Source organism: Glycomyces sp. MUSA5-2 (assembly GCF_037034145.1).
GTDB classification, from domain to species: domain Bacteria; phylum Actinomycetota; class Actinomycetes; order Mycobacteriales; family Micromonosporaceae; genus Glycomyces; species Glycomyces artemisiae.
The window spans coordinates 57619-77744 of the sequence record NZ_JBAGKG010000003.1 but is presented as its reverse complement, the minus strand read 5'-3'; the positions used below and the strand labels follow the sequence as shown (position 1 = coordinate 77744).

Genomic DNA, 20126 nt, shown 5'->3' with positions numbered 1-20126 from the left:
CCGGGTCAGGCGGCGGCGTACATCCGGGCGACCTCCGCGGCGGTGCTCGCGAGGTCCTCGCGCAGCTCGGGCGGGGAGAGGACCTGCACGTCGGTGCCGAAGTCGAGCAGGCGGCGGGCCACGGCGACGGACCGGAAGCGGAGCCTGACGCGGACCCAGTCGGGGTCGTCGTCGTTCGCGGGGAAGCCGCCCTCGGGCGGCGGCGCGGCGAGGTCGGCGAGGTGGCGGTAGACGAAGCGGCCCACGGCGTCCCGGCGGACCCGGACCTCGGCGGCGACTTCGTCGATCCGGTCGCGCAGCTCGCGCCACAGCGCGTCGAGCTCGACACCCGCGCGGCGGCGGGCGGGCTCGTCGAGGACCCTCGCGCCGACGATCCGGTCGGCCGCGAACAGCCGCGGCCCGCCTTCCGCGTCGGCCACGAGGTACCAGACGCCCGCCTTGTCGACCAGGCCGTACGGGTCGATCACGTCGGCGTGCAGGCCGCCTTCGCCGCGCCAGTAGTGCAGTTGCAGGCGCCGGTCGGTGAAGACCGCCTCCTTGAGCGCGTCGAGCCCGCCCGCGGGCTCGTCCTCGCGCCGCCAGCGCACCGGGTCGATGATGATGCGCCGGTCGATGAGCTCCATGGCGTCGCGGTGCGGCGCGGGCAGCGCGGCCATGGCCTTGCGGACCGCGGACCCGAGCACGTCGCCGATCCCGTCCCCGGCCCGCTCCCCCGTGGCGAGCGCGAGGAGCGCGCCCGTCTCGTCGTCGGCCATCCCGGCGACGCTCGTGCGGTACTCGGGCGCGAGCGTGATCCCGCCGTACCGGCCCCGCTCGGTGGCGAGGGGGACGCCGGACCGGACGAGGAACCGCACGTCGCGCAGCACCGTGTTGGTGGTGACCCCGAGCCGCGCGGCGAGGTCCGGCGACGACAGCCGCCCGTGCTCGCGCAGCAGGAGCAGCATCTCCAGGAGTCGTTGCGTCCGCAGGCTCATAGCGCGCCAGCCTATCCCGGGCGGACGCTCGGCGGCACCTGGATCAGCGCGACGCCGTCGCCTCCCGGGAGTGGGCGTCGAGGGCGGCGGTCTCGGCGTCGGTGAGGCGCAGTTCGGCGGCCGCGGCGAGTTCGGCGGCCTGCTCGGGGCGGGAGGCGCCCGGGATGGCGACGACCGTGTCGCCGTAGTAGGCGAGCAGCCAGGCGAGCGCGATCTGGCTCGGGGAGGCGCCGTGGGCCCTGCCGATCGCCGTGAGTTCGTCGATGAGCGGGCGGGTGCGTTCGACGGCGCGGGGACCGAAGCCGCCGATCCAGCGGCGGATCGGCAAGACCTGCTTCAGGCGCTCGGGGTCGTCGTGGAACTTCCCGGTGAGGAGGCCGGACCGCAGCGGTGAGAACGCGATGAGCGTGACGCCGAGGTCGCGGGCGGCGGCCAGGACGCCGTCGGTCTCGGCGTTGCGGTGCAGGAGGTTCAGTTGGATCTGGTTGGAGGCCAGCGCGAGTCCTTCGCCTTCGAGGACCGCGGCGGCGCGGCGCATCTGGGCGGCGCTGAAGTTCGAGACGCCGACCGCGCTCACTTTGCCGTCGGTTTGCAGCCGGGCCATGGCTTTGACCTGGGCGGGGATGGAGGAGAGGCTGCCGTGGGGCATGTGGATCTGGTGGAGGTCGATCGGGAAGTCCTGGAGTGCGGCGAGGCGGTCGCCGATGGTGGCGGGGATGCTGCGGGCGGTGCGTCCGACGGGCTGCCATTTGGTGGCGATCGCGACCTCGCCGGGCTTGACGCCGTGCTCGCGCAGGGCCGTGGTCAGGGCCCGCTCGGAGTGGCCGCCGCCGTACATCTCGGCGGTGTCGAACCAGGTGACGCCGCCGTCGAGGGCGGCGCGGACGATCGCGGTGGCGGTGTCCTGCGCGGTGGCGCGGTAGAACCGCCCGGCCGCGCCGGTGTTGCTGAACTGCATGCAGCCCAGGCCGATCGGGCTGAGTTCGCGGCCGGTGCGGCCGAGTCTGCGGAGTTGCATGGCGCCTCCCGTCGAGGGAATTCGTGAGACAATTGTGTCTCATCATGATACATATTTGTCTCTCGATTAGGCTCCCGCCATGATCCGACGCCGCGACCCCGCCGCCGAACGCCTCCTCGACGCCGCCGCCCGCGTCTTCACCGAACGCGGGCCCGGCGCGGGCATGGCCGAGGTCGCCGCCGCCGCGGGGGTCGGGCGCGCGACTCTGTACCGCTACTTCCCGAGCAGGGACGCGCTGCTGCGCGGCCTCGTGGAGGCCGCCGCCGCGGAGGTGCAGCAGCGGATCGCCGACGCCGACGTGGACGCCGTCGACGCCCGCGAGGGCGTCGCGCGCCTCTGCCGCGGATTCATGACCGCCGGGGCCCGGTACGCGTTCCTGGCGAACCTCGGCGACGAGCCGCAGAAGGACCCCGAGACGGCCCGGCGCCTGAACGAACCCGTCCGCCGCCTCCTCGAACGCGGCGTGGCCGAGGGCCGCATCAGGTCGGACCTGCCGATCGAGGTGCTGTTCGCGCTGTTCACCGGCCTGGTCACCCAGGCCCTGCGGCTCCTGGCCGACGGCGCGGCCGGCCCCGAGCAGGCGTGCGCGGCGGTCGTGTCGGTGTTCTTCGACGGCGTCGAGCCGCGCGACACCCCGAAGTAGCCCGCGTGCGCACACGCGCCGGCCGCCGCTGAGGAGGGGTTCCGGCCGCGGCGGAAGTGAGGGCAGGGCACGCCGAACCTGTTGCGGCCGCGGGCCTCCTCGAACTTGTCTTCCAGTGCCCCAATGGGTTTCAATGGTTCCGGACACGATCCGCCCCACCCCGCCGGGCACTCCCCGGAGCACTGACAGGCAGTCACATGACCGAACCCGCCGCGCGATTCCGCGACGTCCTCGCCGTCCGCGAGTTCCGATTCCTCTGGCTCGCCCAGGCCCAGTCGCGCGTCGGCGACCAGATCGCGCGGGTCGCCGTCGCGCTGCTGGTGTTCGAGCGGACCGACTCGGCGGCGCTCACCGCGCTGACCTACGCGCTCACGTACCTGCCGCCGCTCATCACGGCCCCGCTCCTGGCCGGACTGGCCGACCGGTACTCGCGGCGGGCCGTCATGGTCGCCGTCGACCTCCTCCGCGCCGTCCTCATCGGCGCCATGGCCATCCCGGGGCTGCCGCTGCCGATCGTCGCGGTCCTGCTGGTGGCCGTCACCTGCCCCGAACCGCTGTTCTCGGCCGCCCGCATCGCCACCGTCCCCAAAGCGCTGCCGGGGAACCTGTTCCCGGTCGGCATGAGCATCGCGACCTCCACCGACCAGATCGCGCAGATCGCCGGGTTCGCCCTCGGCGGTGTCATCGTGAACGCCTACGGCCCCCACACCGCGCTCGCGGTCAACGCCGCCACGTTCCTGGTCTCGGCGGCGCTCCTCCAGTTCGGCATCGGGCCGCACGTCCCCGAGCACGACGACCCGAGCTCCCGTCGCGGCAGCGGGTTCGCCCTCGCTGGAATCCGTCTCGTCGTCGGCGACAAGCGACTCCTCGCCATCGCGGGCCTGGTGTGGCTGGTCGGCCTCTACGTGGTCGCCGAGGCGCTCGCGGCCCCCTACGCCGCCGAGATCGGCGCGGGCCGGGAGTCGGTCGGGCTCCTCATGTCCTCCATCGTGATCGGCACCGCCGTCGGCGCGCTCCTGGTGGCGCGCCTGGGAACCGAGTGGCGGCGGCGGCTGACCGTCCCGCTCGCGGTCGCCGCCGGCCTGGCGCTCGCCGCGACGGCGGCCGCGCCGCCCCTGTGGGCGACCTTCGCACTGTGGACGCTCGCCGGAGTCTGCCACGCCTACATCGTGCTCGCCCAGGTCCGCTTCACCCTGTTCATCCCCGACGGCATGCGCTCACGCGCCATCGGCTTCGCCGCCGCGGGGCTCCAGACCGCGCAGGGCCTCGGCATCGCCCTCGGCGGCCTGCTCGCCCAGGCGCTCTCCCCGTCGCTCGCGATCGGCATCTGCGCCGCCACGGGGGCCCTGACCGCCCTGGTCATCGGCCTCGCATCACGGGAGGCCGTCGACCTGTTCGGCGGAGCGGCCCGCCGCTCCGCAGAGCGGGTTCAGAGGGTGTAACCGAAGTTCCTGCATGCCTGCTGTATCTCGTAGAGAATCGATTCAGTGTCCTCCTCGTCAGGACTGATTCCCTTGTCCTCGAACTCGATGCAGGCCGGTTCCCAGTATCGGTAGAGCGCCACCATGTCGCTGATTTCGTATATGCCCTCGACGTTCTCGAAGTCTTGAACGTATTCCTCAGACCGATCGCTGTCGGTCAGTTTGACGTGGAAGGAGGACGGCAGCGTATCGGCCTCTGCGCTATCCAGGATTTCAGGCTGGTCTGCGAAGGTGTCCTGGAAGTGTTCGAAGGCTTCCGCCTGGGACTCGAACTCGACCTCCTCGGTGAGCGGATGCTGCTGGAGCGCAGTCTCAATCTGCTCCAGGACGTCGTCCTCGATGTCGCGTTCAAGGTAGATGATCACATCCACGTCGCCGGGAAACTCATGGGCCGGCACCTCTTCCTCGCGGAGGAGGAAGTACGCGAGCGTCCCGGCGACCGCGACTCCCACGCACAGGGCCGCAATCGCGAGTGTTCGGCCGAGGGGCATCTTGGCAGGACCGGTGATCGTGGACATGGCCCCAGGGTACTGAAAAAGCAGAAACCGGTGGGTACGAGCGAAGGTCGTTCGCATCGGTCACCCACCGACCCGCCGCGCCGCGGTCGCCGGCGGTGGTGTCGGAGTTGGAGCCGTGTTGTGACCGTCGCGGGTTGACCCGTGGTCGGAGGCTTGCCTAACCTAAGTTACTGTCGGTCGGCCGCCCACCACGCTAGGAGCACCCCTTGTTCGCGACCTTTCTCGTCGGTCTGCGCGAAGGACTGGAAGCGACGCTCATCGTCAGCATCCTCGTCGCCTGCCTCGTCAAGACCGACCAGCGCCGGTACCTGCCGCACGTGTGGGGCGGCGTCGCCGTCGCCGTGCTGCTGTCGATCGGGGCGGGGGCGGCGCTCCAGTACGGGAGCACGCGGCTCAGCTTCACCAGGCAGGAGCGCTTCGAGGCGATCACCTCGGTGCTCGCGGTCGCGTTCGTGACCTGGATGATCTTCTGGATGCGCGGCGCGGCCAAGCACATCGCCGGGGACCTGCGCGACAAGCTGGGCGAAGCGATCGGCATGGGGCCCTTCGCGGTCGTGCTCATCGCGTTCCTCGCCGTGATCCGCGAGGGCCTGGAGACCGCGCTCATCCTGTACTCGATGGTCGACTACGCCGACGACCCGGCCGCCTCGCTCGGGGCCGCGGGCGGCGGCATCGCCGTCGCGGTCGCCATCGGCTTCGGCCTGTACCAGGGCGCCATCCGCGTCAACCTCTCCAAGTTCTTCACCTGGACCGGCGCGCTGCTGGTCCTGGTGGCCGCCGGGCTCCTCAAGTACGGCGTCCACGACTTCCAGGAGGCCGGCGACCTGCCCGGCCTGAACGACCTCGCGTTCGACCTCAGCCCCGTCCTCGCCCCCGGCACCTGGTACGCCGAGATCCTCTCCGGGATGTTCAACCTGACCCCGGCCCCCACCGTGATCGAGACGATCGCCTGGGCCGCGTACCTCGTGCCGGTCCTCGTCCTGTTCCTCATGCCCCGCAAGCAACCCGCTCCCGTGCCCGCCGCGGCGACCGAGACAACCGATTAGGAGAACCATGCGCCACCACCGCATCGCCGCCGCCGTCGCGGCGGCCCTCGCCGCCGCGGGCCTGGCCGCCTGCACCGAGAAGCCCGAGGAGGGCGCCGACGGCGGGCCCATCGCGGTGACCGCCACCGACGACTCCTGCGAGGTCGCCGCCACCGAGGCCGAAGCCGGGGCGGTCACGTTCGCGGTCAGCAACGACGGCACCAAGGTCACCGAGTTCTACGTCTACGCCGAAGGCAACCGGGTCATGGGCGAGGTCGAGAACATCACGCCCGGCCTCACCCGCGAGCTCATCGTCGAGCTGCCCGCCGACGAGTACGAGACCGCCTGCAAGCCCGGCATGACAGGCGACGGCATCCGCGGCGTCTTCACCGTCACCGGCGAGGCCGCCGACCTCAGCGACGACGAGGCGCTCCAGGCCGCGGTCGACTCCTACAAGACGTACATCGCGAACCAGTCCGAAGCGCTCCTCGACAAGACCGGCGAGTTCACCGAGGCCGTGAAGGCCGGCGACGTCGAAGGCGCGAAGGCCCTCTACCCGGTCGCCCGCACCTACTGGGAGCGCATCGAGCCGGTCGCCGAGATCTTCGGCGACCTCGACCCGAAGGTCGACGCCCGCGAGGACGACTTCCCCGCCGGCCCGACCGACCCCGCGTTCACCGGCTTCCACCGGCTCGAATACGACCTGTGGATCACCGGCGACGTCTCGGCCTCCGCACCCGTGGCCGACCAGCTCATGACCGACGTCCAGGAGGTCGTCGAGCGCGCCGCGTCCGAGGAGCTGTCCCCGCTCCAGCTCGCCAACGGCGCCAAGGAACTCCTCGACGAGATCGCCACCGGCAAGATCACCGGCGAGGAGGACCGCTACTCGCACACCGACCTGTGGGACTTCGCGGCCAACCTCGAAGGCTCCGAAGCCGCCGTCGCCTCCATGCGGCCCGTCCTCGAAGCACGCGACCCCGACCTGGTCGCCGAACTCGACGAGCAGTTCGCCGCCGCGCACGCCGCGCTCGAAGCCCACCGCGACGGCGACGGCTGGCGGCTCCACAATGAACTGACCGAGGCCGAACTCCAGGCGCTGTCCGACGCGATCAACGCGCTCGCCGAACCCGTCAGCCGGGTCGCCGGCGCCATCGCCGGGTAGCGGGGGCCGACCATGAAGCGACGCACCGCGATCGGACTCGGCGCCGGCGGCGTCCTCGCCGCCGGGGCCGGGCTCGCCGCCGGGAGGCTCCTCCCCGACGCCCCGGCCGCGCAGGCGGACGGCGGCGCCGACGAGGCCATCGACTTCTTCGGCGCCAACCAGGCCGGGATCGTCACGCCCGCGCAGGACCGCCTCCACTTCGCCGCGTTCGACGTCCTCACCGAGGACCGGAACGACCTCGTCGACCTGCTCAAGGCCTGGACGGCCGCCGCCGCGCGGATGTGCGGCGGCGACTACGCCGGGCCCGGCGGGGCCGTCGGCGGCGACTACTACGGGCCGCCCGAGGACACCGGCGAGGCCCAGGGCCTCCCGGCCTCCGGGCTGACGCTCACGATCGGGTTCGGGCCGTCGCTGTTCACCACTGCGGACGGCGCGGACCGGTTCGGGATCGCCGACCGCAGACCCGAAGCGCTGCAACCGCTGCCGGGCTTCCCGCTGGACGACCTCGACCCGGCGATCTCCGGCGGCGACCTGTGCGTGCAGGCCTGCGCGAACGACCCGCAGGTGGCCGTCCACGCCATCCGCAACCTCTCGCGCATCGGCTTCGGCACGGTCGGCGTCCGCTGGTCGCAGCTCGGCTTCGGCCGCACCTCTTCGACCTCGCGGACGCAGGCCACGCCCCGGAACCTCATGGGGTTCAAGGACGGCACCGCGAACCTCAAGGCAGAGGAGACCGAGGCCCTCGACGAGCACCTGTGGGTCGCCGCCGACGACGGCCCCGCGTGGCTGGCCGGCGGGTCGTACCTGGTGACCCGCCGGATCAGGATGATGGTCGAGACCTGGGACCGCACCTCGCTCGCCGAGCAGGAGGCGATCTTCGGCCGCGACAAGTCCGAGGGCGCGCCGCTGGGCGCGGCCGCCGAGTTCGACGAGCCCGACTTCGACGCGACCGAAGGCGGCCAGCCGGTCATCCCCGAGCTCGCGCATGTGCGCCTGGCGCATCCGTCGAACCACGACGGCGCTCGGATGCTGCGGCGCGGCTACTCCTTCGTCGACGGCACCGACGACCTCGGCCGACTCGACGCGGGACTGTTCTTCATCGCCTACCAGCGCGACCCGCGCCGCGCGTTCATCCCGGTCCAGGAGTCCTTGGCGGCCAACGACGTCCTCAACGAGTACATCAAGCACGTCTCCTCGGGCCTCTTCGCCTGCCCGCCGGGCGTGGCCGACGCCGACGACTGGTGGGGCCGGACACTGTTCGCCTAGCGTCAGGGTCGCGGGGGGATCTCGCCGCTTCCTCTGACGATGAGGGTGGTGCCGACGACGACGCGGTGGGCCGGGGAGGCGTCGCCGTCGAGGCGGGCGAAGACGCGTTCGGCGGCGATGCGGCCGAGGTCCTCGGGATGCTGGGCGATGACGGTGACGCCGGGTTCGAGGAGGTCGGCGAGCTCGATGTCGTCGAAGCCGACGAGGGCGGTGTCGCGGTGGCGGCCGCGGTCGCGCAGCGCGTGGAGCGCGCCGATCGTGATGAGGTTCTGGGCGCTGAAGACGGCGGTGGGGGCGTCGGGCCCGTCGAGCAGGCGCAGCAGGGCCTCGCGGGCGCTGTTTTCGTCGTGGAGGTCTTCGATCACGTGGACGTCGGCAGCCGGGATGCCGCCGCGGCGGATCGCGTCGAGGAAGCCCTCGCGGCGGTGGTGCGCGGTGGTGATGCCGCGGAGGTCGCCGAGGTAGGCGAGGCGCCGATGCCCGTGGGAGAGCAGGTGTTCGACGGCGCGGGCGGCGCCGCCCGCGTTGTCGCTGACGACGGCGTCGGCCTCGATGCCGGAGGGCTCGCGGTCGACGAACACGATCGGGGTGCCGCGGCGCAGCTCCGGGAGCAGATAGGTCTGCTTGGCGGTGGCGGTGGTGAGGATGAGCCCGTCGACGCGGCGGCGCAGGAACGCGGACACGGCCTCCCGTTCGCGCTGCGGGTCGTCGTCGAGGCTGGAGGCGAAGACGGCGACGCCGCGCCCGGCCGCGGCGTCCTCGACCGCGCGGTGGACGGCGCCCGCGAAGGGGTTGTCGACGCTGCCGACGAGGAGGCCGAGCGTGCGGGTGCGGCGGTCGGCGCGGCGGAGGTTCCCGGCGTGGAGGTCCGGCTCGTAGTCGAGGGCGCGGGCGGCGTCGAGGACCCGCTGCGCGGTCTCGGCGGTGACGTTCGGCTCGCCGTTGATGACCCGCGAGACGGTCTTGACGCCGACCCCGGCGAGCTCGGCGACCTGCCGCATCGTCGGGCGGGAGCCGTTGCCCGAGACCTGTCGCTCTGACAACGATGTCACGATTTGACCTCCATGGATCGTGTGGTCTTGACTCTACACGGCCACATGAATTACAACTGTCGTTGACATCGTTGTCAATCGGGCGGCGATGCTCGACCCCCCAGGAGGAGATTCACCGATGAATCGCACCCTACGCAGCCGGGCCCTCGCGGCGACCGGCGCGCTCGCCGCGGGCGCCCTCGCGCTGACCGGCTGCTCCGGCGGCTCCGATGAGGACACCGTCGGCGTCACGCTCATCGTCAAGACCACCGCCAACCCGTTCTTCGTCGCCATGCAGGAGGGCGCCGAGGCCGCCGCCGAGGAGGCGGGCGTGGACCTCACGCTCGCGGCGGGCCGCGAGGACGGCGACGAGGAAACCCAGATCCAGGCGATCGAGAACGCCATCTCCCGCGGCGACGACGGCATCCTCATCACCGTGAACGGGCCGGGCGTCGAGGACGCGCTCGTGCGGGCGCGGGACGCGGGGCTGTACGTCATCGCCCTCGACACGCCGCCGTCCGACCCCGAGTCGGTCGACATCACCTTCGCCACCGACAACTTCCTTGCAGGCCAGCGCATCGGCGAGTGGACCGCCGCGCAGCTCGGCGGCGACAAGGCCGTCATCGCGATGATCGACCTCTTCGACGACAAGATCGTCTCGGTCGACGTCCAGCGCGACCAGGGCTTCCTGGACGGCATGGGCATCGACACCGCCGACCCCGAGGCCTTCGGGGACGAGGCCGCGACCGGGCAGTACTCCGGCGGCGAGTACGAGATCGTCGGGCACGAGGCCTCGCAGGGGGCCGAGGACGGCGGGCGCACCGCGGCCGAGAACCTCCTGTCGATCAACCCCGACATCAACGTGGTCTACACGATCAACGAGCCGGCCGCCTACGGCGCGTACGAGGCGTTCGAGGCCGCCGGGGCCACCGAAGGGCTGATCGTCGCGTCGGTCGACGGCGGTTGCGCCGGAGTCGACGCGGTCGCGGCGGGGACCATCGGCGCGACCAGCCAGCAGTACCCGGTGCGCATGGCCGAACTCGGCGTCGAGGCGATCCACTCGCTCGCCACGACCGGGGAGGCCCCCGAGACCACCGAGGGGCTCGACTTCTTCAACACCGGCGTCGAGCTGGTCACCGACCAGCCGCACGAGGGCATCGACTCGATCACCTCCACCGAGGCGGGCGACGTCTGCTGGGGCTAGGCCCGCAGACGTCGAGACATCGGAGCGAACGTGAACCAGCAGAACGCAGCTGCGGCGGCGGAGCCGGACCTGGCCGAGGAGTTCCTCGACCGGTCCACGCCCCTGCGCACCGTCCGCAACCTCCTCCACCGCCACCCGGCGATCAGCCCGGCCATCGTGCTCATCGCCGCCGTCGCCGTCTTCGGCGGCCTCAACGAGCGGTTCCTGGAACCGTCCAACCTGTCCCTGGTGAGCCAGCAGGTCGCGGTCGTCGGGACGCTCGCCCTCGCGCAGACGCTCATCATCCTCACCGCCGGGATCGACCTCTCGGTCGGCGCGGTCATGGTGCTCGCGTCGATGGTGGTCGCGCAGACCACCGTGCAGAACGGGGTCCCGGCGGCGGTCGGGCTCGTGCTCGGCCTGGCCGTGGGGCTCGGCGCGGGCGCGCTGAACGGGTTCCTGGTGACCAGGCTGAAGCTCCCGCCGTTCATCGTCACGCTCGGCTCGCTCAACGTCTTCCTGGCGCTGACGCTGCTGTACTCGGGCGGCGCGACCGTGCGCGGCGGGGACATGCCGGACCTGCTGACGCTCACCGGGGAGACCTTCTCCCTTGGGGGCGTGAACATCACGATCGGCGTGGTGATGATGCTCGTGCTGTACGTGGCGCTGGCGCTGATCCTCCACGGCACGGCCTGGGGCCGCCACGTGTACGCGGCCGGGGACGACCCGGAGGCGGCGCGGCTGGCGGGCATCAGGGTCCAGCGGGTGCTCGCGAGCGTCTACCTCGCGGCCGGGGCGATCCTCGCCGTCGCGGCGTGGATCCAGATCGGACGGTCGAACGCGGCCTCGCCGAACACCGGGGTGGACCTGAACCTCGACTCGATCACGGCCGTCGTCATCGGCGGGACGAGCCTGTTCGGCGGGCGCGGCACGGTCTGGGGGACCCTGCTGGGCGCCTTGATCGTCGGCGTCTTCCGCAACGGGCTCGCCCTGGTCGGCGTCGACATCCTGTGGCAGACCTTCGCGGTCGGCGTGCTCATCATCGCCGCCGTCTCGATCGACCAGTGGATCCGAAAGGCGCGCGCATGAGCACCGACGAGTCCGGCTCCCGCGAGCCGATCCTCCAGGCGACCGGCCTGGTCAAGACCTACGGCAGGGTCGTGGGCCTCGACGGCGTCGACCTCGACCTGTACCCGGGCGAGGTGCTGGCCGTCATCGGCGACAACGGCGCCGGGAAGTCGACCCTCATCAAGTGCCTCACGGGCGCGGAGATCCCGAACGAGGGCGAGATCCGGCTCGAAGGGCGGCGGGTGCAGTTCAAGCGCCCGCAGGACGCCCGCGCGCTCGGCATCGAGACGGTGTACCAGACCCTCGCGGTCTCCCCCGCGCTCGACATCGCCGCGAACCTGTTCCTGGGGCGCGAACTGCGCAAGCCGGGTCCCTTGGGGACGGTGCTGCGCGCGGTCGATACGAAGCGGATGCGGCAGAGGGCGAAAGAGGAGCTGGCCGAGCTGGGGATCACGACCCTCCAGGACGTCACGGTCCCGGTCGAGAACCTCTCGGGCGGACAGCGCCAGGCCGTGGCGGTGGCGCGGGCGGCGGCCTTCGGCTCGAAGGTGGTCGTGCTCGACGAGCCGACCGCGGCGCTGGGCGTGCGCGAGTCGCGGCAGGTGCTGGAGCTGATCGCGAGCCTGCGCGACCGGGGCGTGCCGGTCATCCTGATCTCGCACAACATGCCGCAGGTCTTCGAGGTGGCCGACCGCATCCACATCCAGCGGCTGGGCAAGCGGGCGGCGACGATCACGCCGCAGTCGCACTCGATGACCGACGCGGTGGCGATCATGACCGGCGCCGCGCGGGCCTGAGCGGCGGGCCCGGCGCGCGCCGGGCCCGGGCCGCGGCCCGATGCCGAATCGTGACCGGCGGGGCGTTGCCGCGGCGATTGCGGTTGAGTAGCGTGAGGGTTAATCGATTAACTTTCACGTCATGAACGCATGCCGCGTTAGTTAATCGATTAACCATCGGAAGGAATCAACGGTGACCAAACCTCGCCTCGCCGACGTCGCCCGCGCCGCGGGCGTCTCGACCGCCACGGCCTCCATGGCGCTCAACGACACCGGCGGCACGCGCATCGGCGCGGAGACCCGCGACCGGGTCCGCGCCGCCGCCGCCGAGCTCGGCTACCGCCCCAACACCGTGGCCCGCGGGCTGCGGACCAGGCGCACGCAGATGATCGGCTTCATCGGCGACGACGTCGCCACCACCCCGTTCGCGGGCCAGATGATCCGCGGCGCGCACGACGCCGCCCGCGAGGCCGGGTTCCTGCTGCTCATGATCGACACCAGCGGCGACCCCGCCGAGACCGGCGAGGCGATTGCGGCCCTTCAGGAGCGCCAGATCGACGGCATCCTCCTCGCCACGATGTACCACCAGGTGATCGAGGTGCCGAAGGGGATCGGGTCGACGCCGCACGTGCTGCTGGACGCGCGGACGGCGGACGGCTCGGCGTCCTCGGTGGTGCCCGACGAGCGCGGCGGCACGCTCGGCGTGCTCGCCGAGCTGACCGGGGCCGGGCACACCAGGATCGGGCACCTGACGACCGCCGAGGACGTCGAGGCGCGCGCGATCCGGCTCGCCACCTGGCGCGAGCGCCTGGAGGCCAACGGGATCGACCACCGCGACCTGCTCGTCGAGGTCGAGCACGCGCTGACCCTCGACGGGTACGAGGGCGCGATGCGCATGCTGCGCAAGGAGGACCGGCCGACCGCCGTGTTCTGCTACAACGACCGCATGGCGATGGGCGTCTACCGCGCCGCCGCCGAACTCGGGCTGAGCATCCCCGGCGACCTGTCGATCGTCTCCTACGACGACCAGGAGCTCATCGCCCCCGAGCTGTTCCCCGGGCTGACTTCCGCGGCCCTGCCCCACTACGAGATGGGCCGCTGGGCCGTCCGCGAGCTGCTGCGCCGCCTCGACGACCCGGACGCCGCGCCCGTCCAGCACCTCATGCCCTGCCCGACGGCCCGGCGCACGTCCGTGGCCGCCCCTCGCTAGCCCTTCCGCCCACATTGGAGTGAACATGCAACGACGCAACCTGATGAAGCTCGCCGCCGCCACCGGCGGCGCCGCCCTCGCCGGACCGGCCCTCGCCGCCTGCACCGCGAGCGGCGCGTCCGACGGGAAGCTGCTGCTGTGGACGCACACGGCCGGGAACGACGCCGAACTGGGCGTCACCGACCAGATCATCAAGGCGTTCAACGACGGACAGGACACGTACACCGCCGAGCGCGAGTCCTTCCCGCAGGACGCCTACAACGACACCGTCAACGCCGCCGCGCTCTCGGGCGACCTGCCCGACCTGCTCACCGTCGACGGCCCCAACGTCGCCAACTGGGCCTGGGCCGGCCACCTCCAGCCCCTCGACGTGCCCGCCGAGATCACCGACGAGTTCCTGCCCACCACGCTCGGGATCTTCCAGGACCAGCTCTACTCGGTGGGGCACTGGGAGGCCGCATGCTCGATCTTCGCGCGCGAATCGGTCCTGGAGGCGGCCCGCGTCCGCATCCCCACGATGGACGAGCCGTGGAGCCGCGAGGAGTTCGACGAGGCCCTGGAGCGCATCGCCGCCGACACCGGCCACCGCTGGGCGCTCGACCTGTCCACCGCCGACATCGGCGAGTGGTACCCGTACGCGTTCTCGCCGTTCCTCCAGAGCTTCGGCGGCGACCTGCTCGACCGGTCCACGTACCTGAGCGCCGAGGGCGCCCTCAACGGGCCCGAGGCCCTCGCCTGGGGCCAGTGGTTCCAGGGGCTGTTCACCGGCGGGTTCGCCAACCCCGAGTCCCCGATCGGTGCCGAGGAGTTCCTGCAAGGGGACGCGGCCATGACGTTCATGGGCAACTGGGGCGCGCTCCAGGCCATGGAGCAGTTCGACGACGTGCTGTTCCTGCCCCCGCCGGACCTCGGCGCCGGGCCGAAGATCGGCGGCGGCTCCTGGCAGTGGGCGCTCACCTCGACCGCCGACGCCGAGGGCGGCAACGCGTGGATGGAGACGGCGCTGTCCGACGAGTTCGTGGCCGAGTTCGCGAACCAGACCGGGCTGATCCCCGCGACCGACGCCGCCGCTGAGCTCACCGAGCACTACGGCCCGGACGGGGACCTGCGGATGATGATGGACTACTCCCGCTCCTACGCCGTGCTGCGCCCCGAGACCCCCGCCTACGCCGTCATCGCCAGCGTCTTCACCCAGTACGCGGGCGACCTCATCCACGGCGGCGACGTCCAGGAGACCCTCGACGCGGCCGTCGCCGAGATCGACGCCGACATCGAGGCCAACTCCGGGTACGGGTTCTAGGAAGGGCTGCGGCACATGGCCATCGCCAGGACTGAGCAGACTCCCAAGGCGCCCGCCGCGGCGCCCCCGCCGAGCGCCCCGGCGGCCCGCCGCCGCAGGCGCGGCGACTTCCAGCGGAAGGAGCAGCGCGCCGCGCGCGCCTTCGCGCTCCCCGCGATCGTCCTCCTGCTGGTGTTCGTCATCGGCCCGGCGGTCGTCTCGCTGGCGATGAGCTTCACCAACGCCCGGCTCATCTCCCCCACGGCCCCGGAGTTCATCGGCCTCGACAACTTCCGGCGCGCGTTCACCGAGGACGACCTGTTCCACCAGTCCATCGGCAACACGTTCCTCTTCGCCACCCTGGTCGTCCCGATCCAGGGCGGCCTGGGGCTCGTGCTCGCGCTGCTGGTGGACCAGAAGCTCCCGGGCCGCAACTTCTTCCGCACCGTCTACTTCCTGCCGGTCATCACCTCGATGGTCGTCATCAGCCTCCTGTGGCGCTTCCTCTACCAGGAGGACGGGCTCGTCAACTCCGCGCTGTCGATGCTCACCGCCGGGGCGTACGCCGGGCGGGCGTGGCTGTCGGACCCCTCGACCGCCATGGGCGCCATCGTGGTCATGAGCGTGTGGCAGGGCGTCGGATTCCACATGATCATCTGGCTCGCCGGGCTCCAGACCGTCCCCGAGGAGGTCTACGAGGCCGGCGAGCTCGACGGCACCACGCCGTGGCAGCGGTTCCGGCACATCACGCTCCCGCTCCTCAAGCCCACCTTCGTGTTCGTGCTCATCACCATCACCATCGCCGCGATGAGCCTGTTCGTCCAGGTCGACATCATGACCGACGGCGGACCGCTGGGATCGACCAGCACCATCGTCTACCAGATCGTCCAGAAGGGATTCCAGCAGCAGCAGATCGGCTACGCCGCGGCACTGTCGCTCGTCTTCTTCTGCGTCGTGCTCGCCATGGCGCTCCTCCAGCGCCGCCTGACCAGAGAGAAGGACTAGTCGTGACCGCAGCGACGATGAAGTCCCGCACCCCCGAGCGGCGGCGGTGGCTGTATGCGCCGATGACCCTCCTGGCCGCGTTCTTCCTGTTCCCCATCGTGTTCATGCTCGCCGCGAGCCTCAAGACCGACCACCAGATCTTCGCCGACATGGACTCGCTCAAGGCGTTCCTCCCCGTGGGCGACGTCAGCTTCGCGAACTACGCGGCGGTCTTCAAGCGCGTCCCGTTCTGGCGGTTCCTCGCCAACTCCGTGTTCGTCACCGCCTGCGTCACCGGGCTCGGGCTGGTCGTCAACTCCATGTGCGGCTACGCGCTGGCCCGGATGCGCTGGAAGGGCAGGGCAGTGGTCTTCGGCTTCATCATCGCCACGCTCATCCTCCCGTTCGACACCACGATCGTGCCGATGGTCTACCTCGTGGCGAACCTGCCGTGGATCGGCTTCGAGGGGCTGCGGCCGGTCCTGGAGATCGGGTGGCTGAACACCTACCACGTGCAGATCATCCCGTTCATCGTGAACGCCTTCGCGATCTTCCTGTTCGCCCAGTACTTCAGCAGCCTCCCCAAGGGACTCGAAGAGGCCGCGGCCATGGACGGGGCCGGTTGGCTGCGCACGTACTGGCGCATCATCGTGCCGCTGTCGAAGCCCGTCTTCGCCACCGTCCTCATCCTCACGATCGTCACCTCGCCCGCGACCTGGAACGCCTACCTGTGGCCGCTCATGACCGTCCAGAGCGAGGAGCTGCGGCCCGTCATGGTCGGCGTCCAGTACTTCTTCCAGCTCGACACGGACTGGGGCGAGGTCATGGCCTACATCTCGATGATCACGATCCCGATGGTCGCGGTCTTCATCGCCTTCCAGCGGTCCTTCATCCGCAGCATCGCCAGCGCGGGCATGAAGGACTGACCTCCCCGAACACCCCACAACCGCAAAGGAAACGAATGCTCAAGCTCGCCGACCACTGGGTCTGGGACTCCTGGTACGCCACCGACGACGAGGGCCGCCACCACATATTCTTCCTGCGCGCCTCCCGCGCCCTCCAGGAGGAGGGGCGCCGCCACCAGCGGGCCTCCGTCGGCCACGCGGTCTCCGACGACCTGGCCGACTGGCGGCTGCTGCCCGACGCGCTGGTCGCCGCCGACGCGCCCGCCTGGGACGACCAGGCGACCTGGACCGGTTCGGTGGTGCGCGGCGACGACGGCGCGTGGCGCCTGTTCTACACCGGCGTCTCCCGCGCGGAGGACGGCAAGGTGCAGCGGATCGGCGCGGCCGTCTCCGAGGACCTGGTGACGTGGCGCCGGCTCCCGGGGCCGCTGGTCGAGGCCGACCCGGCGCATTACGAGCGGTACGGCCCGGACTCGGGCTGGTTCGACGAGGCGTGCCGCGACCCGTGGGTGTTCCGCGATCCGGCCGGGGACGGCTGGCACATGCTGTTCACCGCCAGAGTGGCCGGTCCCGAGCCCGCCCGGGAGCGGGGCGTGGTGGGCCACGCCCGCTCGGCCGACCTGGAGCGGTGGGAGGTGCTGCCGCCGCTGAGCCGCCCTGACGCGCTCGGGTTCGGGCAGATCGAGGTGACGCAGCTGCACTGCGTGGACGGGCAGTGGCTGCTGCTGTTCTGCTGCGGCGGCGCGGAGGCGTCAGACGCGCGGCGCGCCCTGGGCGAGACCGGCGACAACTACGTGGTGCCGGTCGAGGACCTGCTGGGGGGCTTCGACATCGCGAAGGCACGGCCGTTCGAGCACGAGAGCTTGTACGCGGCAAGGCTGCACGATGTCGACGGCGTGCCGCACCTGATCGGGTTCCGCAACATCGAGGACGGCGGGTTCGTCGGCGAGATCGCCGACCCGGTCCCGGTCCGGTGGGACGGCACGAGGCTGGTGCGGCGATGATCGGCGTCGTCGGCGAGGCGCTCATCGACCTCAAGGCCGCTGAAGGCGATCCGCGCCGGCCTGTGGCGCATCCGGGCGGGAGCCCGATGAACACGGCCGTCACGTTGGGGCGCTTGGGCGCGAAGACGGCGTTCTTCGGCCGCTTGTCGACCGACGCGTTCGGTCGGCTCCTGCGGGAGCACTTGAGCGGGGCCGGGGTGGACCTGCGGTGGGCGGTCGAGGCGGCGGAGCCGACGAGCATCGCGCTGGTGTCGGTCGACTCGGGCGGGGCGGCGAGCTACACGTTCCACCTCCACGGGACCGCCGACTGGCAGTGGTCCCCCGCTGAGCTACCCGAGTCCCCCGGGCTCGACGCCGTCCATGCCGGGTCGCTCGCGCTCGCGCTCGACCCGGGCGGGCCGGTCGTGGCGGATTGGCTTGCGCGCCTGAGCAAGACGACCACGATCAGCCTGGACCCGAACGTGCGCGCCGAGCTGCTGGGCGACCGGGACGCGTACCGGCGCGCGGTGGAGCGGTGGCTCTCGTTCTCGGCGATCGTCAAGGTCTCGGACGAGGACCTGGCGTGGATCTGGCCCGGCGCCGATCCGGCACAGTTGGCGCGCGACTGGATCGCCCAGGGGCGCAGGCTGGTCGTCGTCACGCGCGGCGGCGACGGGTCGCTGGTGCACTGCGGGCGCGAGGAGTTCGCGGTGCCCGCGCACCCGGCGGCGCTGGTGGACACGGTTGGCGCCGGGGACTCGTTCAGCGGCGCGCTGCTCGACCGGCTCGACCGCATCGGGCGCCTCGCACCGGAGGGCTTGGCGCGCTTGGATCCCGACGAGGCCCGGTCGGCGGTCGAGTTCGCGTCGAAGGTCGCGGCGGTGACCTGCTCGCGGGCGGGCGCGGACCCGCCGTGGCGGTCCGAGGTCGCCTGACACCGGCCGTCTTGCTGCGGCGGGGCGGCCCTTCGCGAATTAACCGCGATTAACCATTCATATTCATAGATTTAACTTCACTTAACTCTCTAGCTTGTAGACGAGACACCGATACCGGATGAGGAGCAACGATGCTGCGAACTTCGAGAAGGACACTGCTGCAAGCCGCGGGCCTCGGCGGCGCCGCCGCCCTCGTGGGGCTCCCCGCCGCGGCTCAGGACCGGTCGCGGCGCCCGCAATACCACTTCTCGGTGCCGGAGGGGTGGAAGAACGACCCGCAGCGGCCGGTCTACGTGGACGGCGAGACGCGCTACTACTACCTCTACAACAAGGACTACCCGGCGCCGGGCACGGGCACGTCATGGCGCCTGACCGGCTCCGACGACAACGTGGAGTTCCGCGACCTCGGCGTCGCGATCCCCAAGGAGACCAACCCGAACGGCTCGATCTGGTCGGGCTGCCTGGTCGTGGACGAGCACGACACCGCCGGGTTCGGCGCGGGTGCCGTCATCGCCATCGCCACCCAGGAGGACCGCTTCGCGCCCGCCCCGCACCAGCAGGCGCAGTTCCTGTTCTACTCGACCGACGGCGGCCGCACCTTCGGCCGCCTCGACCAGCCCGTGCTCCCCAACCCGGGCGTCGTGGACTTCCGCGACCCCAAAGTGATCTGGGACGACCGCTTCGACCGGTGGGTGATGGCCCTCGCCGAGTTCGACAAGATCGGCTTCTACCACTCCGCGGACCTCCGGAGCTGGACCTATGTGGACGGCTTCATCAGGGGCGGCCTCGGCACGTTCGAGTGCCCCGACCTGTTCTGGATCGACTCCGACACCGGCCCCGGCCGGTGGGTGCTCGGCGCGAGCGCCAACACGAAGGGCTCGGGCGGCGTCGCCACGTACGCGTACTGGACCGGCGAGTTCACCGGGACGGGCTTCGTCCCCGACCGGCAGGACCCGCAGTGGCTCGACCACGGCTGGGACTGGTACGGGGCCGTCACCTGGGAGCGGCGCGTCGGCAGCCAACTCGACACCAAGACCCGCTACGGGATCGGGTGGATGAACTTCTGGGACTACCCGGACAACACGCCGACCTGGGACTCGGACGGGTTCAACGGCACCGACTCGATCGTCCGCGAGATCACGCTCCACTGGTACAGCGCCACCGAATCCGCCCTCATCTCGCGCCCGGTCCGCACCCTCGCCGACCGGGCCTCGCGCACGGTGCGCCTCGGCGACGTCCAGGTCGACGGGAACCTGCCCCTCGACTACCGCGGCCGCGCGTACCAGATCCAGACCCGCATCACCTGGTCCCAGTTGAACAACGTGGGCTTCCAGCTGCGGCTCTCAGCGGACGGGTCGAGGCACGTCGACACCGGCGTCTACCGCCTGGGGAACTACGCCTACCTCAACCGCGGCTACACCGGCAACCCCGACCCGACCGGGCGCTGGCTGGAGAGCCGCACGCCGTTCGCGCAGGGCAGGACCGAAGTGGACCTGCGCATCCTCGTCGACAACACCTCGACGGAGGTCTTCATCGACGACGGCCGCTACACCCATTCGAGCCTCGTGTTCCCCGACCCCGCCGACGACCTCGTGGCGCTCTTCACCGACGGCGGCCCGGCCGTCTTCCACGGCCTCACCATCACCGAGTTCGACCCGGTCTAGTGCCAGGGCCGGGCGCCCGGG

Annotated in this window: 19 protein-coding genes; 15 read left to right on the top strand and 4 right to left on the bottom strand. The window is 71.4% G+C overall.

Going from position 1 to position 20126, the window contains the following annotated elements:
* Positions 1-5 precede the first annotated feature (5 nt).
* Positions 6-974: a helix-turn-helix transcriptional regulator gene (locus WA640_RS10605; RefSeq protein WP_335987618.1), complete on the bottom strand. Its 969-nt coding sequence runs from the start codon at positions 972-974 to the stop codon at positions 6-8.
* Between the two features lie 43 nt (positions 975-1017).
* On the bottom strand, positions 1018-1992 hold the full coding sequence (locus WA640_RS10600; RefSeq protein WP_335987617.1) for an aldo/keto reductase: 975 nt from the start codon (positions 1990-1992) through the stop codon (positions 1018-1020).
* Between the two features lie 79 nt (positions 1993-2071).
* Here WA640_RS10600 and WA640_RS10595 point away from each other — a divergent pair, with 79 nt between their 5' ends.
* Entirely contained in the window at positions 2072-2635 is a 564-nt protein-coding gene (locus tag WA640_RS10595) for a TetR/AcrR family transcriptional regulator (protein ID WP_335987616.1), read from the top strand.
* Positions 2636-2832: 197 nt separating this feature from the next.
* Positions 2833-4077, top strand: a complete 1245-nt coding sequence (locus WA640_RS10590; protein ID WP_335987615.1) for an MFS transporter — start codon at positions 2833-2835, stop codon at positions 4075-4077.
* Here WA640_RS10590 and WA640_RS10585 read toward each other — a convergent pair.
* Positions 4065-4634, bottom strand: coding sequence for a permease-like cell division protein FtsX (locus tag WA640_RS10585; protein WP_335987614.1), 570 nt, complete (start codon positions 4632-4634; stop codon positions 4065-4067). The two genes, WA640_RS10590 and WA640_RS10585, sit on opposite strands and share 13 nt — an antisense overlap.
* A gap of 206 nt (positions 4635-4840) precedes the next feature.
* Between WA640_RS10585 and efeU the strand changes: the two genes are divergently transcribed.
* From efeU to efeB, 3 genes are read left to right on the top strand one after another with little or no spacing between them, the layout of a single operon-like run.
* The gene (efeU, locus tag WA640_RS10580; RefSeq protein WP_335987613.1) at positions 4841-5680 is read left to right on the top strand and encodes an iron uptake transporter permease EfeU; all 840 of its coding nucleotides are present in this window, start codon (positions 4841-4843) and stop codon (positions 5678-5680) included.
* Positions 5681-5687: 7 nt separating this feature from the next.
* Positions 5688-6821 (top strand): iron uptake system protein EfeO, encoded by a 1134-nt coding sequence (gene efeO, locus WA640_RS10575; protein ID WP_335987612.1) that lies wholly within the window; start codon positions 5688-5690, stop codon positions 6819-6821.
* A 12-nt stretch (positions 6822-6833) separates the two neighbouring features.
* Positions 6834-8087 (top strand): iron uptake transporter deferrochelatase/peroxidase subunit, encoded by a 1254-nt coding sequence (gene efeB, locus WA640_RS10570; protein ID WP_335987611.1) that lies wholly within the window; start codon positions 6834-6836, stop codon positions 8085-8087.
* 2 nt (positions 8088-8089) lie between these two features.
* Here the strand turns inward: efeB and WA640_RS10565 are convergent, their stop codons facing one another.
* Complete coding sequence (locus WA640_RS10565; protein WP_442904743.1) at positions 8090-9088, bottom strand: LacI family DNA-binding transcriptional regulator; 999 nt, start codon at positions 9086-9088, stop codon at positions 8090-8092.
* 169 nt (positions 9089-9257) lie between these two features.
* On the opposite strand from WA640_RS10565, the gene WA640_RS10560 reads away from it, so the two are divergent.
* From WA640_RS10560 to WA640_RS10515, 10 genes are all read left to right on the top strand, one after another.
* Entirely contained in the window at positions 9258-10322 is a 1065-nt protein-coding gene (locus tag WA640_RS10560) for a substrate-binding domain-containing protein (RefSeq protein ID WP_335987609.1), read from the top strand.
* 30 nt (positions 10323-10352) lie between these two features.
* Positions 10353-11390, top strand: coding sequence for an ABC transporter permease (locus WA640_RS10555; RefSeq protein WP_335987608.1), 1038 nt, complete (start codon positions 10353-10355; stop codon positions 11388-11390).
* A complete protein-coding gene (locus tag WA640_RS10550; protein WP_335987607.1) occupies positions 11387-12166 on the top strand; it encodes an ATP-binding cassette domain-containing protein in 780 nt (259 codons plus the stop codon). Before WA640_RS10555 ends, WA640_RS10550 begins: the two co-directional genes overlap by 4 nt.
* Before the next feature lie 172 nt (positions 12167-12338).
* Entirely contained in the window at positions 12339-13355 is a 1017-nt protein-coding gene (locus tag WA640_RS10545) for a LacI family DNA-binding transcriptional regulator (RefSeq protein WP_106363813.1), read from the top strand.
* 25 nt (positions 13356-13380) lie between these two features.
* A complete protein-coding gene (locus WA640_RS10540) occupies positions 13381-14655 on the top strand; it encodes an extracellular solute-binding protein (protein ID WP_335987606.1) in 1275 nt (424 codons plus the stop codon).
* A 15-nt stretch (positions 14656-14670) separates the two neighbouring features.
* Positions 14671-15639 (top strand): carbohydrate ABC transporter permease, encoded by a 969-nt coding sequence (locus WA640_RS10535; protein ID WP_335987605.1) that lies wholly within the window; start codon positions 14671-14673, stop codon positions 15637-15639.
* A 17-nt stretch (positions 15640-15656) separates the two neighbouring features.
* Entirely contained in the window at positions 15657-16544 is an 888-nt protein-coding gene (locus WA640_RS10530) for a carbohydrate ABC transporter permease (protein ID WP_442904742.1), read from the top strand.
* Between the two features lie 35 nt (positions 16545-16579).
* Positions 16580-17527 (top strand): hypothetical protein, encoded by a 948-nt coding sequence (locus WA640_RS10525; RefSeq protein ID WP_335987603.1) that lies wholly within the window; start codon positions 16580-16582, stop codon positions 17525-17527.
* Complete coding sequence (locus WA640_RS10520) at positions 17524-18441, top strand: carbohydrate kinase family protein (protein WP_335987602.1); 918 nt, start codon at positions 17524-17526, stop codon at positions 18439-18441. The genes WA640_RS10525 and WA640_RS10520 overlap by 4 nt, the downstream gene beginning before the upstream one ends.
* 131 nt (positions 18442-18572) lie before the next feature.
* Positions 18573-20105, top strand: a complete 1533-nt coding sequence (locus WA640_RS10515; protein ID WP_335987601.1) for a glycoside hydrolase family 32 protein — start codon at positions 18573-18575, stop codon at positions 20103-20105.
* The last annotated feature ends 21 nt before the right edge of the window (positions 20106-20126 follow it).